Below are 17,566 nucleotides of genomic sequence, written 5' to 3' on the forward strand. Positions count from 1 at the left end.
TCAGTTCCAACCGCCGTTGAAGGTGCGGTAGAAGACGTGCAGGCCGATCTTCTCCATCTTTTCCATCGCGCGCGCCCAGCGCGGGGCCACGTAAGTCGCGTGGTAATGGGTCGCCGACCCGACCTCGGGCAGCCAGATTTCGCCGCGCGTCACCGCGAGTGCGATTCGCTCGGCCTTGGCGTAGGCGCGCTTGTTGGTGATGCGGTCCGGAATGCCGTCGCAGGCGAAGGAGAACTGGCAACGATTGCGCATATGCTTGTTCTGGTAGACCACGCCGCAGATCGTATCGGGATAGGAAGGCGCCCGCACGCGGTTGAGGATGACCTGCGCCACCGCCTCCTGCCCGCGCGCAACCTCGCCGCGCGCCTCGAAATAGATGCCCGTCGCGAGGCACGTCTGCTCTTTCTTGGAGAAGGCGGCCGCCGGCAGCGGGGTGGCCGCCCAGGAGTGGTCTTTCGCGCCGATGGGCGGGACGAAGCCCTTGCCCGGCTGTCGGTCGCGCAGAATGTCCGTGAAGCGCGAGGACACGGAGGGCGCGCCGGAAGGAGCGTAGGCCATCTCGGCATCGTCGGCAGATGCGCCCGGGCCGGACGGCAGCGCCAGCGAGGCCATGACCGTCTGCTCGGCCGGGTCCATCCGTTGGGCGGGCGAAACGAACGCCTTGGCCAGCGACATGCGGCTGGTGAAGTCCTGGGGGCCGGCCAGCGCGGTGCGCATCAGGTCGTCGCCGCCCACGATGCCGGCGCGAAGGAGGCTGCCTCCCTCGTTCAGCCGAAGCGCGACGCGCCCTTCCGTCGGCGCCTTGCGCTCCGCCACGACGCGCCCGCCGCGCTCGGCCATGGGTGAAAGCGGCCTGTCACGCCACAAGGCCTCCGCCTCGAGCGAGAGCGCCTCGCTCATCAGCGCCGCCTTGGCCTCGGCCACGAAACCCGGCCGGTCGCCGGGAGAGGGCGTGGTGGACGTGACGGAAGCAAATCCGATGGAAAGGGCAGCGAGCGTCGTGAAGCGGGCCGCGCGGCCCACGATGGCGTTCTTCTGCTGCCCCACTGACGCGCCCCTCTTTTCCCCCGCCGCCATGCCCCGCTCCAATCTCATTAACGAGGGGGTATGGTCGAGCATTAACCTTGTTTCTTGGTTAACGCCCGGCAAATGCGGCCATCTCCGGGCGGCCGCGACGGGAGTGGGAACTTTGTTCCGTCAGTGTGATCTTTTTTTTCTAGACGCATACGGATTTGCGGGCTTGCGCAGATTCAGCCGAATCGGCACGCCCGCGAGCCCGAAATCCTCGCGAAGGCCGTTGACGAGGTAGCGTGTATAGCTCGCCCCCAGCGCCTCGGGCCTCGTCGTGGAAACGATGAAGGTCGGCGGGCGCGTCTTCACCTGCGTCATGTACTTCACGTTCACGCGCCGCCCCGCCACTGCTGGCGGCGGATGGTGGGCCACCATGCGCTCCAGCCACTGGTTCAGCTTGGCGGTGGAAACACGGCGGTTCCACGTCTCGTGCGTTTCGGCGATCGCCTTCATCAGGCGCTCGAGGCCCGTTCCGGTCTCTCCCGAGATCGGAACGGCCTGGATGCCGCGGATTTGCGGCAGCAGCCGCTCGGTTCTCTCGCGAAGGTCGGCCAGAACCTCCTGCCGGTCCTCGATGAGGTCCCATTTGTTGAAGGCGATGACGGGCGCCCTGCCCTCTCGCGCGATCAGATCGGCGATCTGCAAGTCCTGCCGCTCGAACGGGATGGTCGCGTCGAGCACGATCACCACCACCTCGGCGAACTTGATGGCGCGCAACGCGTCGGCCACGGAAAGCTTCTCCAGCTTTTCCTGGATCTTCGCCTTGCGCCGGAGCCCGGCCGTGTCGAACATCTTCACGCGCCGCCCGCGCCATTCCCATTCCACCGAGATGGAATCGCGCGTGATGCCCGCCTCCGGCCCCGTCAACAGCCGGTCCTGCCCGATGAAGCGGTTGATCAGGGTGGACTTGCCCGCATTGGGCCGTCCCACGATGGCGATGCGCAGCGGCTTGGTCTCGTCATAGACCTCGACCGGCTCGCCCTCCTCGTCCAGAACGACCTCGACATCGGCCTCCGCCTCATCCACCTCGACGTCGAAGACCTCCGGCCCGAGCGCGGCCACGATGGCGTCGCGCAGGTCGCCCATGCCTTCGCCGTGCTCCGCCGAGATCGCCACAGGCTCGCCGAGGCCGAGCGAGAACGCATCGTAGAACCCGACATCGGAGCCCCGCGCCTCGGCCTTGTTGGCCACGAGGATGACAGGGCGGCCGCGCCGGCGCAGCAGCTCGCCGAAGAAGCTGTCCTGCGGGGTCAGGCCGCTCTTGGCGTCCACCACGAAGAGCGAGAGATCGGCCGCGTCCACGGCCGCCTCCGTCTGCGCGCGCATTCGCCCTTCGAGCGTTTGCGCGCCGGCATCCTCGAGCCCCGCCGTGTCGACGACGGTGAACTCGATGTCGAGCAGCGTGGCGTCGCCCTCGCGCCGGTCGCGCGTCACGCCCGGGCGGTCGTCGACCAGCGCGAGGCGCTTGCCCACGAGGCGGTTGAAGAGCGTCGACTTGCCGACATTCGGCCGGCCGATGATCGCGATGGTGACCATGACGCCAAGCGCCCTTTCGATCAGGAAGGCGGCAGGGCGCCGTCTTCGGGGGCAGCGTCAGGCGCTGCATCCTGCGGTGCCTGCGGCGCTTCGATGGCGGGCGCCTCCGGCGCCGGGGCCTGCGTTTCGGGTGAGGGCTCGGCCGGGGTGGCCGGCGCCTGAGCCTGCGCCGAGCCGGCGTCGATGAGTTCCAGCATCAGGCGGGCTCGCTCCGCGATTCCCTGCGGCGCACCCAGATCGTCCGCAAGCGACTGGAAGAAGCCGCGCGCCTCCTCCGTCTCGCCGGCGCGCCAGAGGGAGAGGCCCAGCGCCTCGCGGGCGGGATAGCGCAGCGGCTCGGCCTCATTGGTCAGGCGCTCCACCCGCGCCCGCACATCCTGCGGCGTGCCGGTGTCGACGAGGATATAGGCGGCGCGGATGGCGGCAAGGTCTCGCAAGGGGCGCGGCGCGGAGGAGCCGGCCACCGCGTCGAAGGTTTCCACCGCCGCCGCGCGCTCGCCCGCCATGTCCTGCGCTGCCGCCATCTGGAGGCGCGCCAGCTCGGGATAGGCGCCCACGCCATCCGCCGCCAGCGCCTCGAAGGCGGCGAGCGCGGCGGCCGTATCTCCGCCTTCGGCAAGCTCCACGGCCTCGATATAGCGCGCGCCGTCCGCCGCCGCCCGCGCGCTCACGCTTCGATCCCAGACGACGTAGCCGATGGTGCCGAGGACGCCGAGCACCACGAGCGCGATGATGAGCTTGCCGAAGCGCGACCAGATCGCCTGGGCCCTCTCCTGGCGCAACTCCTCGTTCACTTCGCGAATGAAGGTGTCGTTGCTCATCGCTCGCATCAACCTGTCAAAGACGAGGCGCGCGGAGACGAGAGTCCCCGCGCGCCATAAAAGACGTTGGCCGCTTTCTAACGGATTTTACGGCGAGCGAAAGGGCACCTGCGCCCGTCAGCCTTCAGAGCGCCGCTTCCACCCTCTCGGCCACCTCCGGGCTCACCCACGCCTTCCACACCTCCGGCCGGGTTTCGAGGAAGTGCAATGCCGCGTCCTCCCCCGTCGCCTGGTTCTCGTCCTTCCAGGCCAGCACCGCGTTCACGGTCTCGTTGCTCCAGGCACGCGTATTCAGGTACTCGGCGGCCGCCTCGGACGTTTCCGCAATGCCCGGCGTGACGAGCGTGAACACATCGGCCGGCGTCCATGCGTTGCGGGCTGGCTCGGCGCAGTCGGGCTGGGTGGTGCAGTTCGTCCACTCCTCCTGGTCGAACGGCACGTCGAACTCCAGGAGCTTCATCGGGTATCGCCCGACGATGGGCGTGGGCGACCAGTAATAGCCGATCCATCCGCGCTCGCCCTGGAAGGCGTTGGCGATGGACCCGTCGAGCCCGGCCGAGGAACCGGTGTCCACGAGGTCGAAGCCGTTCTCCCCGCCCCCATAGGCCCGGAAGAGATTGCCCACCATGATCTGGCAGCCCCAGCCCGCCGGGCAGTTGTGCACGGCGCCCCGTTCCGGGTTTTCCTGCGAAGGGAAGAGGTCGGGGCGCTGGAGCGCGTCGCCAAGCGTGCGGATATCCGGGTTGGCGTCGGCGACATATTGCGGGATCCAGAAGCCTTCCTGCGAACCATCCGTCAGAACCTTAGCGGCGTATTCGATGCGCCCTTCGGCCACGGCCGCGTCGATCTGCTCGCGGAACTGGTTCACGAACATCTCCGGCGCCACATCCGGCTCGCCGCGCTCAGTCATGGACGTGAAGGTCGGCATCGTATCGCCCGGCACGAGCTGCGCGTCGCAGCCATAGCCGTTTTCCAGGATGAACTGGTCGATCGACGCCATGGTCTCCGCCGAGGCCCAGTTCATCTGCGCGATGCGGATCGTGCCGCAGGCTTCGGGCGCCGCGTCCTGCGCCGAGGCGGGCATGGCGAGGAGCACGGGAAAGACGGCGACCGAGGCCGGAAGAGAGAATTTCATGAAGAGCACTCCACCATGTGCGACTGGTCGGAAAGCTGGCGCGCCCCGGCCGGGAGTCAAACCTGAGGGCGGCCTTATTGCGCAGCCGCCTCCACCTCGCCCGAGGAGCGGGCGGCCCCTTCGCGCCGCGGATCGACGCCGGCGGAAAGCCGGCCGCGCTCCAGCGAGATGGCATGAAGGCCGCTGTTCAGCTCCATCATGCGAACCTCGTGCCCCAGCGCCTCCAGCGCCTGTGCCAGTCCTTCGGGCGCCAGCCCTTCCTCCAGGTCCACCGGGCCGCCGAGCGTGGCGACATGCGGCAGCGACACGGCCTCCTGCGGGTCGAGCCCCCAGACGAGCACGCCCAGGATCGTGCGCGCGACATAGGGGATGATCCGCGCCCCGCCCGGCGAGCCGACGACCAGAACCGGCTCGCCGCCGGCATCCAGCACGATCGTCGGCGCCATGGAGGAGCGGGGCCGCTTGCCGCCTTCCACGCGGTTGGCGACCATCAGGCCGCCCTCCTCCGGCACGAAGGAGAAATCGGTCAATTCATTGTTGAGCAGGAAGCCGCGCACCATCAGGCGGGAGCCGAAGCCGGCCTCGATGGTGGTGGTCAAGGAAACGACGTTGCCCTCCCCGTCCATGATGGAGACATGGCTGGTGGAGGGAATTTCGAGGCTTCGGTCCGGCGCGCGCAAACCCGCCTCTCGCCAGGGCGGGTTGCCCGCCGAAACGGCCTCCGCCGCCTGCGCCCGGTCGATGCGCTGCGCGCGGGCTGTCGTGTAGCCGGGATCGAGAAGGCCCTTGGCGGGCACCCGCACGAAATCGGAATCGGCGATGTAGAGCGCGCGGTCCGCATAGGCGAGACGGGACGCCTCGACGAAGAGATGCGTGGCCGCGGGCGAAAGCGGCTCGAGCGCCTCCAGGTCGAAATGATCGAGCAGGCCAAGGATCTGGCCGACCGTCAGCCCGCCGCTGGACGGCGGCCCCATGCCGCAGACTTCATAAACGCGGAACGGCGCGCAGACCGGCTCGCGCGGGACGACGCGATAGTGGGCCAGATCCTCCAGCGCCAGCGTGCCGGGATTGTCCGTGAAGCCCTGCACGGCCTGCACGATGTCCTCGGCGATCTCGCCCTGGTAGAATGCCTCCGCCCCACGCTCCGCGATGGCGCGCAGCGTGGCGGCGAACTCTGGGTTCCTCAGCGTGTCGCCGGCCTCGATGGGGCGCCCTTCCGGGTGGAAATAGTCACGCGCGGCCTCCTGCCGGGTCAGTGCCTCATCGCCGGCCACGAGCCCGGCCAGCCTTTCACCGACCTCGAAGCCCTCTTCGGCCAGCCGGATCGCCGGTTCGAACAGCTCGGCCCAGGCCAGCCTGCCGTGCAGGCGATGCGTCAACTCCATAAGGCGCAGCGTGCCCGGCGTTCCCACCGAACGCCCGCCCACCACCGCGTCCATGAAGGACAGCGGCTGGCCGAGATCGTCCAGGAAAAGGTCGGGCATTGCGGCCGCCGGCGCGGTCTCGCGCCCGTCATAGGCCGTCATCCGCCCGGTGCGGGCATCGCGGTAGAGCAGGAAGGCCCCGCCGCCGATGCCGGAGGATTGCGGCTCCACCAGATTGAGCACGAGTTGCGTGGCGATCATCGCATCGATGGCCGTGCCCCCCGCCGCCAGCATCCTCGCGCCCGCCTCGGCGGCCAGGGGATGGGCCGCCACCACCATGTCCTTGACAGACGAAACGGCCTGCCGCTCGGCGAAACCCGTCGCGGCCTCCGGCGCCGGGCGCTCGATCTCCTGGGCCAAGGCGACGCTCGTCGCCAGCGAGATGGCGGCCAAAGCCCCCAGCATTGAGCGCATCATCGGCATCGATTATCTCCCCCGTCCCGTGGGTCGTCCGGCGACTATGCCTCATTCCGGCCGCGCATTCAGCGCGTCATAGCCGCAATCCAGAGAAGAATTGCCACGCGCCGAAGTCGCGCGGCGGGGGTCAGCCCGGCCGATCGAGCGTCAGGCCCCGCAACCGCAACGCGTTGCCGATGACGCTGACCGAGGAGAGCGCCATGGCGGCCGCCGCGATGATCGGGGACAGGAGCAGGCCGAAGGTCGGATAGAGAAGGCCCGCGGCCACGGGAATGCCGGCGGCATTGTAGATGAAGGCGAAGACGAGGTTCTGGCGGATGTTCTTCATCGTCGCCTCGGAGAGCCGCCGCGCCTTCACGATCCCCATGAGGTCGCCCTTCAGCAGCGTGACGCCGGCGCTTTCGATGGCCACGTCCGTGCCGGACCCCATGGCGATCCCGACATCGGCGGCGGCGAGCGCCGGGGCGTCGTTGACGCCGTCGCCGGCCATGGCCACCACGCGGCCCTCGCCCTTCAGGCGGTTCACCACGGCGCTCTTCTGGTCCGGCAGCACGTCGGCCTCCACCTCGTCGATGCCGAGCCTGCGCGCCACCGCCTGCGCCGTGGTCCGGTTGTCGCCGGTCAGCATGACGATGCGGATACCGTCCGCATGCAGCCCCTTCAGCGCCTCCGCCGTCGTCGCCTTCACCGGGTCGGCGATGGCGAAGATGCCCCCCGCCGCGCCCTCCACGCCGATATAGATGGCCGTCGCACCGTCATGACGGAGGGCCTCGGCCTGTTGGGAGAGAACGGACGCGTCCACGCCGTTCTCCGCCAGGAAAGCCGCGTTGCCGAGCACGATGCGCCGCCCCTCGACCATGCCGAGCGCACCCTTGCCCGTAGGAGAATCGAAGCCGTCGACAGGCGGCAAGGCAAGGCCCCTTCCCTCGGCCGCCGCCACGATGGCGAGGGCGAGCGGATGCTCCGAGGCCTTTTCCACACTGGCCGCAAGGCGGAGGATATCGTCCTCCCCGAAACCCTGAGCGGCCACCACCTGCGTCACCGACGGCTTGCCCTCGGTCAGCGTGCCCGTCTTGTCGACGACCAGCGTGTCCACCTTCTCCAGTCGCTCGAGCGCCTCGGCGTTCTTGATCAGCACGCCCGCGCCCGCCCCCTTGCCGACGCCGACCATGATCGACATCGGCGTGGCGAGCCCAAGCGCGCAGGGGCAGGCGATGATCAGGACCGAGACGGCGGCGATCAGCCCATGGGCGAAGCGCGGCTCCGGCCCCCAGAACCCCCAGGCGAAGAAGGCCAGTACCGCAACGGCGATCACCAGCGGCACGAACCAGCCCGATACCTGGTCCGCCATGCGCTGGATGGGCGCGCGCGAACGCTGCGCCTCGGCCACCATCTGCACGATGCGGGACAGCATCGTGTCCCGCCCCACCTTTTCGGCACGGATCACCAGAGCGCCGGTCTGGTTCAACGTGCCGCCGATGACGCGGTCGCCGGCCTCGCGCGTCACCGGCATGGATTCGCCCGTCACCATCGCCTCGTCGAGCGAGGAGCGCCCCTCCTCCACACTGCCGTCCACCGGCACCGTCTCCCCGGGGCGCACGCGCAGCCGGTCGCCGAGCGCGACTTCCTCGACGGGCACGTCGTCCTCCGCGCCGTTCGGGCCAATCCGCCGCGCGACCTTCGGCGCCAGATCGAGCAGCGCCTTGATCGCCCCGGAGGTCTGCTCGCGAGCCCGCAGCTCGAGAACCTGGCCGAGCAGCACCAGCACGGTGATGACCGCCGCCGCCTCGAAATACACCGCGACCGTCCCGTCCCCTGCGCGGAAGGCAGCGGGAAAGATACCGGGCGCTACCGTAGCGACAACGCTGTAGGCCCAGGCGACGCCCGTCCCCATTGCGATCAACGTGAACATGTTGAGGCTGCGATGGACGAGCGATGCCCATGCCCGCTCGAAGAACGGCCATCCCGCCCACAGCACGACGGGCGTCGCAAGAGCGAACTGAATCCAGGTCGAGACATTCGTGGGCACGAGGTGATGCAGCGCCGGCACCAGATGCGAGCCCATCTCCAGGAGGAACACCGGCAGCGCGAGAGCCAGCCCGATCCAGAAGCGGCGGGTCATGTCCTTCAGCTCGGGGCTGGGCCCCACGTCCGCCGTCGCCACCAAGGGCTCCAGCGCCATGCCGCAGATCGGGCAGCTTCCCGGTCCGTCCCGGCGGATTTCCGGGTGCATGGGGCAAGTCCAGATCGCACCGTCGGGAACGGCTTGCGGATCGACCGCCGTCGCCCTCCCATAACGGGCATGGTTCGCATCATGATGGTGATGCGCATGACCGGCCGCGTCTGGCACCGACGCGGCGGCCGCGCCATAGCGGCCCGGCCCGGCCTCGAACTTCGCCTTGCAGCCAGCCGAGCAGAAATACTGCGTCTGCCCTTCGTACACGAGGCTGTGCTTCGCCGTCTTCGGATCGACCGACATTCCGCAGACCGGGTCGCGAGCCATGCCGTCCGCAGGCTCCTCATGCCCGGAGCCCCCGCCATGGGCCGCATGATCATGCGCGTTATGGCGATCCTCGTTCGACATCATGCCAAGACCTTCCCGCAAAAAGCGGCCCCAGCCCGCACCCAGCCGACTCGTACCCGCCCGCCCAGTCTAGGCCCCTCCGCCCCTCATGTCCCCGCCATCGAAGCGTAAGCGTCCGGTGAGCGAGGGTTTGTGATTGGCGACTGTTGGGCGAAGTTTCAAAACTAGGTGTTTAGTCCCGGCATTTGATGGATTGGATCGATGATGAATCGATCCGGCTCGGATGTCCACTGCTTGCAGATGAACTCGTAGGGCGTGAGACCCTTGAGCGTCTTCAATCTTCGCCCGAAGTTGTAGGCGTCGATGAAGTCGGCAAGATGCTTTTTCAGTTGCGCGTGATCGTCGTAGTGGAAGCGCTTGACGGTGGCGTCCTTGATGGTCCGGTTCATGCGTTCGACCTGTCCGTTCGTCCAAGGATGCTTGAGCTTTGTGAGCCTGTGCTCGATGCCGTTCTCGTCGCAGACCCGATCGAAGATGTGGTGGAAAGCGTATTTGTGGCGGGCCTGATTGGTGAACTGGATGCCGTTGTCGATCAGCACTGTATGGATGGTGTAGGGAGCCGCTGCGATGAGATTGCGCAGGAACTGGGCTGCATTCATCTTGCCGGCTTTGGCATAGAGCTCAGCGAAGGCGAACTTGGATGTGCGGTCAATCGCTACAAAGAGATAGAGCTTGCCCTCGGCCGTCTGCACCTCGGCAATGTCGATGTGGAAATAGCCGATCGGGTAACTCTTGAACTTCTTCTTCGGCTCCTTGTCGCCTTCGACATCGGGAAGCCTGCTGATCCCGTGACGGTGCAGGCAGCGGTGCAATGAAGAGCGCGTCAGGTGCGGGATCGTCGGCTGGAGCGCATACAGGCAGTCGTCAAGCGGCAGCAGCGTGTGCTTGCGGAAGGCGACGATGATCGCCTCCTCATCAAGCGAGAGCACCGACGAATGCGGGTCTCTCGGCCCAGTGGGTAGGTCGGCTACTGAAGTTCGCTTCTTCCACTTGGCGACAGTCTTCTGGTTGATCCCGTAGCGCTTGGCCAGAGCTCTCAAGCTCTCTTGACTATTTTGTATCGCTCGACGCACCGCCTCTGTCGTCGTGGCGCTCCCGTGCAAAATCTGGCCCATAGCGCATCCCTCCATTCTGAAGAAAATAATGCACCATCAAAGCCCGGGATCAAACAACTAGGGATTGTGGGGATTCATTGTGAGTTTATAACGGCGGCGGTGAGGTAGATCATGGCCTTGAAGCTCCGATCGATTTTGCAAGCGCGCATGGCGATGCGCTTGAACTATTTGAATTTGCGGAAGAAATTTTCGATGAGGCGCCGCCATTTGTACATCTCCTTGTCGATTTCGAGCGGCGCTATGCGGTTCTTGCGCTGGGAAATGACGACCTTTGCCCCGCGCTGACTGAGTTCTTCGACGATCCAGTTGGCGTCAAATGCCTTGTCATCGGCCAGTATGATGATGGCGTGACCTTCGGCCAGCGCCGGGGGCTGCTTGTCTGGAACCGCCTGATCCTGCCGGGCGGCCGTTCTATCGTTCTGGAGCGCCTGCCGGGCGCGGACACCAGCGGCTACGCCGGCCTTGAGGATGGCGTCGATTATCATTGGTGGGATCTGATGAAGGCCGCAGCGCTGTCCACGCTGCTTGCAGCCGGCACGGAGCTGGCCGGTAAAGCTCATCGTGCCGATGCTGGAACGCTTCGTTGCCACGGATCGCGGTTTCGCCAAGGCGCGGCGAACTCCGTCAGTCGGCTAAGCCGCCTGTGTCAGTACGGTGCCAGTAGGCTCAGGAGGTGACAGCGGCGCCATTCAATTGCTGCCCGCTCTTTCTCGCGCTGGCCATCGTCCGTGCCAGGCTGAGAAGCCGTCGCATCGAGGGATTGTCGTTGACCGGCGACCAGACTGCGCTGAATGGCAGGCTTTCACCGCGGATCGGTCGATAGACGATGCCTGGAAAACGCGCGGCAGTCGTCGCTTCGCTGGTCAGGGTTAGTCCGCGCCCCAGGGAGACCAGAGGGAGAAGATTGTCGCGCCCCACAGCCTGGAGTTCGATGTCAGGTCAATGCCCGAGATCGGCGAGCCGTTGAACCAGATAGTCCCGAACGTCAGGTCCAGGCGCGATGTCGCTGACGATGAACCTTTCCCTCGACAGATCGGCCCAGTCGAGTTCGGACCTCGACGCAAGACGGTGGCTTTCGGGAAGCACCGCGAACGCACGTTCGGACCAAAGGTGCGTCATGTCGCATCCCGCTCGTTCGATGACGCCCGTTGCAAAAGCCACATCGATGCGAACCTGGCGTACCGCAGCAACGTGTTCGGCAGGGTCGCCATCAAAGAACTCGATCCTGACCCTCGGATGCCGCTCGGAGTATACCCGCACCAGATCGGTCAGATAGCCCGAAGCCAGCGACGTGAAGATACCGATCCGAATAAGCCCTTCTTCACTCCGACCGATACTTGCGACGTCCCTCTCGCCATCACCAATGCTTCTGAGCGCTCGCCGTGCCCGCCGCAGAAATCGCTCGCCCGCGAGCGTCAGGCAGACGCCGCCGCTATACCTGTTGAACAAAGATGCGCCGAGATGGTCTTCGAGGTCCCGGATGCGGCGGCTCACCGCCGAGTGGTCGAGATCAAGGACGATCCCTGCCTTGCGAAAGGTGCCATGCTCCGCCGTCGCAACAAAGTAGCGCAGATGCCGCAACTCGATTGTCAGCGGAGTGGCAGGCATTTGTCAGCCGTTCTCTGTCGCGGAAATTGGTGCTGACTGCGAGGTCAGGAGCAAGCGCTCACGCTTCGACCGGAAACGCGTATTCGGAGCCCTTTGGCGGAGTCGGTAGACCGCCGCAGGAGGAATGTTGGCGACTGTCCCGCCGATCCGCTCCGCCTCGAGCCCGAGATGATCCAGCAACCTGACCGGGACCGGGCAACGCGGGCCATAGGTGAACTGGTAGAAGGCGCCGTCCGGTCTCATCTGCCGGAACGCCCCGCTCAGGATCGCGTGCACCTTGCGCTGTGGTATCGACAGCAGCGGCAGTCCGCTGACGACGGCGCCGGCCGGCCTCCCGTTGAAAAGGTTAAGCTTCCGCAGGCGGGCGGCATCCATGCAGATCGTGTCCGCTTCGGGATACTGAGAATGGAGCGTGGCGGCGAACTCCGATCCGAACTCGACCAAGGTGAGGTCTTCCTGTCTGACGCCACGAGCGATCAGCGCGCGGGTGAACGCGCCGGTTCCCGGTCCCAGCTCGATGACCGGCCCGATCTCATGCGAGATTTCGGAAGTTATGAGGTTCGCGAGCGCGCGCCCCGAAGGCGCGACGGCGGCAACGCGCAGCGGGTTTCTAAGCCATGCCTTGAAGAAGCCGAACGTCTCGGCCATACGCTGTTGGTTCATGGGAGACGATCTCGAACATTTTTGAATTGAGGCGGCAGCGCCGCCGATTGACCGCCGTCGCAAGGAGACCTCACATCCTGCATGACACGGCCTCCAGTCTGCCGGCTCGAAACCCGCCGCCCGATCCAGAACAGGGACGCCTCCGCACCAAGCAGGCAGCCGAGAGCGGCCAGCGCGAGCACGGTCGTGTTCGCTGTCTCGATCGCGTGCGAAGCCGCGTATCCGACACCGATAAAGAGGCCGTTCCAGACCGCGACGCCCGCCGCCGACGCGATCAGGAAGCTGCGCGAGGTCGCGCGAAGAAGGGCGGCGAAAGCGGGCGCGAACAACCTGACGACGGGCACGAGTTGGAGCGAGAAGCTCAGGGCCGTCTGGTTCCTCTGGAACGAGGCGATGCAGCGCTCGATGCGATCGGCGGACATCCCGAAGAGGCGGCCGACCGTGCCGAGGAGCCGCATGGATCGCACGTCGCCCAGGCCGCGGACCGCCCAGAACCAGACCGTACAGCCGAGCATGCTGCCCAGGGTGGTCGCGATGAACGCCGCCGGCAGCGACCACACCGCCTCCGCTGCCCCGATGCCGACCGCCAGAAGCAGTCCGTAGGATGGCATCACCGGCACGAAACGCTCGGCCAGGGCGACGGCGAAGAGGCCGATGAGACCATAGGCGCTGATCCATGCCATGGCTGCACCGACCGGGTCGAAATCCATACGCTGTCCTTCGTTTGCTCTTTGGTTGATGGCTACGGTCGTCAGCAGCATCGAGACGAAAACTGGCTGCGCTCAAAGCGGGCGCGGTGTCGACCGAGCATTCAGCCGAACCCGCTGCCCGGTCCGGCAGCGACGTCCTTCAGGTGCGGATGAGCGGGAGCAGTTCGTCCTCGCACCACAGGCGGAAGCTGGTGGGCGTGGTGTTCTCGGGCGTTCGAGGCTCGGCGTTGTCGAGGCCCTCGTTCTTGGCCCGCGCGAGGTCCGTCTGGCCCCTGGCCATTCCCGGGGACGAACCGAAGCTCTCGAACCGGGCCTCGTATTCCTCGAAAGTGATCCGATCGAAGCGAACCGGCCTTTCGAGCACCTCGGTCATGATCTGCGCCATCTCGTTGAACGAGATGTCTTCCGGCCCGAGCACCGCGAGCTGATCCCGGCCGGTCCAGCTGGTATCGAGCAGCGAGCGGATCGCGCTGACGGCGATGTCCCGGGTCGCACAGGCCGGAACTCTCAGATCTCCGTCGATCGCGGAGAAGAAGACGCCGTCGTCCCTGATGGATTGCGCCTGTTCGGCGATGTTGTCGATGAAGGCGGGCATGGCCAGCGCCCGGAACGCAACGCCGGTGTCCGCGATCATATCGTCCATCGCCAGCGACGCCGTGACGAAACCGGCGTTTTCCGCCATCGGCGTGCCGCGACCGAGCCCGGTGACGCTGACGACGCGCTGCACGCCCTGACTGACGATCGCCTCGCTGGCGGGGCGGGAAAAATCCACATAGGCCGCCATCGGATTCTCGGCGGTGTCCTCCGGCGGGCATATCCAAAGAACCGTATCGGCTCCTTCGAAAGCGCGGTTCACCACGTCGGCCTCGCTGTGAGATCCCCGAACGACTTCGACGCGCTCGAGAATGTACGGGGGGAGCCGCCGGACCAGCAATTCGGGAGGAAGCGATGACTGGGAACGCGCGATGATCCGGACGTTGACGTCGCTGTCGAGAAGGTGCCGAACGACCCGATGGCCGATCTTCCCGGTGGGCGTGGTGACGACGATCGTGCGCCGGTCCGCCGTCGAGACGGCGTCTTGCGCCCTGGCGGCAAGGGTGCCCGCCCCGAGGGCGGACGCTCCCGCGCCAAGCGCGAGGCCGCCAATCATAAAGCGGCGACGATCGATGCCATATGGCCCTTGATGGGCCACGGAATCGGATTCCTTCTTCGTCATGCGACACCCCTGGACTGGATTGCTTTCATCGCCGCACGAGGATGGAGAAGCAGTGTCGCAGCCGTATGCTGACGGGCCGCTCAAATGTATTCGACTGTCGCAAAATCGCCGTCCGGGACGCTCGATTACAAAGCGAACCCGGTAGGCTGCTGAAGGAATCGAACCTCAACTATAAGAAATGTATGATGAGCGACCTCAAGTCGCTGACCGTAGCTTGGCGGACAGTGACTGGACGAATGCTCAACTGTGTACAGCCGGGAGGCTGACCACGAGACGTGCCCCGCCGGTGCAGGCATCTTCGGCCCTCACCGAGCCGCCATTGGCCTCGACTGCGACCTTTGCGATGGCGAGGCCGAGTCCCGAACCACCGGTGTCCCGGCTGCGCGACGCTTCCAGCCGCACGAAAGGTTCGAAGACCCGCTCGCGCTCATGGCCTGGAATGCCGGGCCCATTGTCCTCGACGATGATGAGGGCGACATCATTGGCGCTTTGAAGCGTAATGCGCGCCTCTTCCCCGTAGCGCATCGCATTCTCCGCGATGTTGCGCAGTGCTCTTTTCAGGCTGGTCCGCCGGGCTTTGACGTTGAGGTCGCCCTCCAGGGATATACTGATATCGCCGCCTGCCTCCTGCATTTCCTCGGCGAGCGTCCGCAGCATCCGGCCAAGGTTCACAACCGTGACCGGTTCGCCCGTATCGGCCCCGCGCGCCAGCGCCAGGGCGGATTCGACCAGCGTCTGCATTTCATCGAGACAGTTGTTCATGCGCTCGCGGGTCTCTTCGTCGTCGACCATCTCGAGCCGGAGCCGCATGGCGGTTATCGGCGAGCGAAGGTCGTGGCCGAGCGCCGCCAGCATGTTCGAACGTTCCGAAAGCAGTTTCGTCAGCCGTTGCGCCATCTCTTCGAATGTCGTGGTCAGCCGGCGTATTTCGTCCGGCCCGGTGCTGTCGAGCGGCTCGATCGCTGCCCCCCGGCCGAGACGTTCGGCATTTTCGGCAAGCCGTCGCATCGGACGTGAAACCCTGCCGACGAGAAGCCAGACCGTGGCGATCACCGCTGCCATCGTCAGGAGGATCGAGACGAAAGCCGGCCAGGCCCATTGCAGGGGCGGCCCGCCGGTGTCGACGCGCGCATTCAGCCAGGATCCGTTGCGCAGCTCCGTGGAAATGGCGAGGTGTGTCGGATCACCGTCCTCGTCCCCGTCCGGACCCGGACGGGGCGACGATGCCACCTCGTTGTCGATCAGGGCCACACCGACGGAACGGTCGGGGACGCTCGCAAGCGCCGACTGGATGTGTCCGGACAGGTAGTCGAGCGCATCCGCGCCGTCGGCATCTGTGAGGGGCGCGCCGTCGACGCTCAGCCGGAAATCGATCGATTCCGCAGACCGCAGGATCGAGGCGATCGCCCCGTCCGGTGCAGCGTCCACTGCACCGGCGACGGACGCGATCCGGCTCACGCCGTCCTTGGCCAAAGCCGCTAGGATCGAACGCTGGCGTTCGTGGATGAACAGCGCGATGCTGACGCATTGCACCACCGTCAATGCCAGCATCAACAGCACGATGAACTGGCCGCGGATGGTGCGCGGCGCTGCCGACAGGATCTTCACGCGCTCTCCGTGACGTCGGACATGAAGCAGTATCCGCCGCCCCTGACCGTCGAGATGAGTTCGGGACTGGCTGCATCCCGCTCGATCTTGCGCCGGAGGCGGCTGACCTGATTGTCGATGGCCCGGTCGAATGGAGCCGCCTCGCGCCCGCTCGTCAGGTCGAGCAGGCGGTCGCGGGACAATATGATCCTGGGCCGCTCGAGGAACGCCACCAGAAGCTGATAGTCTCCCGTCGTGAGGACCGCTTCCTCACCACCGGCGTCGATCAGGATTCGCCGATCGACGTCGAGCGTCCAGCGGTCGAACAGCAGCTTCTTGCCGCCATACTGTCCGCCGAGGGAAACAGGCGCGCGCTCGGTTCGTCTCAGGATCGCCTTGATGCGCGCCAGCACCTCCCGGGGATTGAACGGCTTGGGCAGGTAGTCGTCGGCACCCACCTCGAGGCCGATGATCCTGTCCGTGTCCTCGCCGAGCGCCGTCAGCATCAGGACGGCGACGTCGCTCTCGACGCGCAGGCGCCGGCAGGCGGACAAGCCATCCTCGCCCGGCATCATGACATCGAGAACGACCAGATCGTAACGGCTCTCGGACATGGCCTTGTCCATGGCCCTGGCGCTGTCCACGGCGCTGGTCCGGAAGCCGTTCCGCTCGAGATAGCGCTTGAGCGCATCGCGGATCTCGCGGTGATCGTCGACGATCAGGATGTTCGGTGCGGTGCTCATGGAGCAAACATTACCGCAAGGCCTGCGTCTGTCGAAGTCGTCTCGTTGTAACCCACCGTCCCGCAAGGCGATTTTGCGACAGTCGATTACACTTAAGCACTTTGCTGGCACACAGACACGACACTGCTCCCCCAGCTTGCGTCGTACGTCGCGGCAACACGCCGGCCAAGAGGCAACGCGTCGGTGTTCCCGCCGATCCGTTCGCTTGAAGAGCCGCCAACCGCGATCAACGAAAGGTGCTGCCGAGACCGCTCCAGTGGTGTCCCGGCACATAGCTGCTGGAGTTGTTATGCTGGATACGGTTTCGGGGGCAGCAGACCCTTGGACTAACCCAATCACGACGCAAGATCGCCATCCGTATCGCATTGGCTCTCATGCTGCCGCTGCTTCTTGTCACGGAGGCGGCGGCCGAACCAGGCTCCTGGCAGCGCGACTGGATCGAGGCGACCGGCGTCCTTTTTATCGTGCTCGCAATTCTCGGCCGATCCTGGTGCACGCTCTACATCGGTGGGCGCAAGGTCGAGAGGCTGGTCAGAGCGGGACCATACTCGGTCACGCGAAATCCGCTCTACCTGATCTCCCTAGCGGCTGCTGCCGGAGTCGGCATGCAAACGGGCAGCCTCGTCCTCACTCTCATAGTGGTGTTGGTCGCCTATGCAATCTTCACACCGGTCATCCGCCGGGAAGAAGAGGTTCTGCGACATGTCCACGGTGCAGACTTCGAGGAGCATTGTCGAACCGTTCCCCGTCTCTTGCCACGGTTCGGCCTATGGAATGAAGAACGGGAGATAACGATAAACCCGTTCCTCTGGAGACGCACGGTGCTGGACAGCATGTGGTTCCTGCTTCTGGTGCCGCTTGTCCGGTCGCTCGGGACTGTGCGGGCCTGGGTGCCCGATCTTCCCGCCATCACCCTTCCTTAGTCTGCACACCGCA

The 17,566-nt window shown here is 65.9% G+C and carries 15 protein-coding genes and 1 pseudogene; 3 read left to right on the forward strand and 13 right to left on the reverse strand.

Annotation, left to right across the window (positions count from 1 at the left end):
• The 7 genes from J7654_RS14875 to J7654_RS14905 form a co-directional block, all read right to left on the reverse strand.
• Complete coding sequence (locus tag J7654_RS14875; RefSeq protein ID WP_245195520.1) at positions 1-1,047, reverse strand: cell wall hydrolase; 1,047 nt, start codon at positions 1,045-1,047, stop codon at positions 1-3.
• Positions 1,048-1,197: 150 nt separating this feature from the next.
• Positions 1,198-2,607, reverse strand: coding sequence for a ribosome biogenesis GTPase Der (gene der, locus J7654_RS14880; RefSeq protein ID WP_209736658.1), 1,410 nt, complete (start codon positions 2,605-2,607; stop codon positions 1,198-1,200).
• 20 nt (positions 2,608-2,627) lie between these two features.
• On the reverse strand, positions 2,628-3,428 hold the full coding sequence (locus J7654_RS14885; protein ID WP_209736659.1) for a tetratricopeptide repeat protein: 801 nt from the start codon (positions 3,426-3,428) through the stop codon (positions 2,628-2,630).
• Between the two features lie 124 nt (positions 3,429-3,552).
• A complete protein-coding gene (locus tag J7654_RS14890; protein WP_209736660.1) occupies positions 3,553-4,563 on the reverse strand; it encodes a glycine betaine ABC transporter substrate-binding protein in 1,011 nt (336 codons plus the stop codon).
• A 74-nt stretch (positions 4,564-4,637) separates the two neighbouring features.
• Positions 4,638-6,404 carry a gamma-glutamyltransferase gene (gene ggt / locus J7654_RS14895; protein WP_377946379.1) on the reverse strand — a complete coding sequence of 589 codons (1,767 nt, stop codon included), beginning with the start codon at positions 6,402-6,404 and terminating at the stop codon, positions 4,638-4,640.
• A 127-nt stretch (positions 6,405-6,531) separates the two neighbouring features.
• The gene (locus J7654_RS14900; RefSeq protein ID WP_280842363.1) at positions 6,532-8,988 is read right to left on the reverse strand and encodes a heavy metal translocating P-type ATPase; all 2,457 of its coding nucleotides are present in this window, start codon (positions 8,986-8,988) and stop codon (positions 6,532-6,534) included.
• Between the two features lie 164 nt (positions 8,989-9,152).
• Entirely contained in the window at positions 9,153-10,103 is a 951-nt protein-coding gene (locus J7654_RS14905; RefSeq protein ID WP_209736663.1) for an IS481 family transposase, read from the reverse strand.
• Positions 10,104-10,450: 347 nt separating this feature from the next.
• On the opposite strand from J7654_RS14905, the pseudogene J7654_RS14910 reads away from it, so the two are divergent.
• Positions 10,451-10,681 (forward strand): annotated as a pseudogene (locus tag J7654_RS14910) (TrbI/VirB10 family protein); the annotation flags it as partial.
• Positions 10,671-10,739, forward strand: a complete 69-nt coding sequence (locus J7654_RS18530; protein ID WP_377946378.1) for a DUF2274 domain-containing protein — start codon at positions 10,671-10,673, stop codon at positions 10,737-10,739. The pseudogene J7654_RS14910 and the gene J7654_RS18530, both read left to right, overlap by 11 nt.
• Before the next feature lie 303 nt (positions 10,740-11,042).
• On the opposite strand, the gene J7654_RS14915 is transcribed toward J7654_RS18530, so the two are convergent.
• From J7654_RS14915 to J7654_RS14940, 6 genes are all read right to left on the reverse strand, one after another.
• Positions 11,043-11,711 (reverse strand): LysR family transcriptional regulator, encoded by a 669-nt coding sequence (locus J7654_RS14915; protein ID WP_342451376.1) that lies wholly within the window; start codon positions 11,709-11,711, stop codon positions 11,043-11,045.
• Positions 11,712-11,714: 3 nt separating this feature from the next.
• Positions 11,715-12,374 (reverse strand): class I SAM-dependent methyltransferase, encoded by a 660-nt coding sequence (locus tag J7654_RS14920; RefSeq protein ID WP_377946369.1) that lies wholly within the window; start codon positions 12,372-12,374, stop codon positions 11,715-11,717.
• Positions 12,371-13,084, reverse strand: a complete 714-nt coding sequence (locus J7654_RS14925; protein ID WP_209736664.1) for a DedA family protein — start codon at positions 13,082-13,084, stop codon at positions 12,371-12,373. Before J7654_RS14925 ends, J7654_RS14920 begins: the two co-directional genes overlap by 4 nt.
• Positions 13,085-13,223: 139 nt before the next feature.
• The gene (locus tag J7654_RS14930) at positions 13,224-14,300 is read right to left on the reverse strand and encodes an NAD(P)H-binding protein (protein ID WP_245195521.1); all 1,077 of its coding nucleotides are present in this window, start codon (positions 14,298-14,300) and stop codon (positions 13,224-13,226) included.
• A gap of 240 nt (positions 14,301-14,540) precedes the next feature.
• Positions 14,541-15,908 (reverse strand): ATP-binding protein, encoded by a 1,368-nt coding sequence (locus J7654_RS14935; RefSeq protein ID WP_209736665.1) that lies wholly within the window; start codon positions 15,906-15,908, stop codon positions 14,541-14,543.
• The gene (locus J7654_RS14940) at positions 15,905-16,630 is read right to left on the reverse strand and encodes a response regulator (protein WP_209736666.1); all 726 of its coding nucleotides are present in this window, start codon (positions 16,628-16,630) and stop codon (positions 15,905-15,907) included. Before J7654_RS14940 ends, J7654_RS14935 begins: the two co-directional genes overlap by 4 nt.
• A 374-nt stretch (positions 16,631-17,004) precedes the next feature.
• Here J7654_RS14940 and J7654_RS14945 point away from each other — a divergent pair, with 374 nt between their 5' ends.
• Complete coding sequence (locus J7654_RS14945; protein WP_209736667.1) at positions 17,005-17,553, forward strand: methyltransferase family protein; 549 nt, start codon at positions 17,005-17,007, stop codon at positions 17,551-17,553.
• The last annotated feature ends 13 nt before the right edge of the window (positions 17,554-17,566 follow it).

The sequence above is a fragment of the Aureimonas populi genome, assembly GCF_017815515.1.
GTDB classification, from domain to species: Bacteria; Pseudomonadota; Alphaproteobacteria; order Rhizobiales; family Rhizobiaceae; genus Aureimonas; species Aureimonas populi.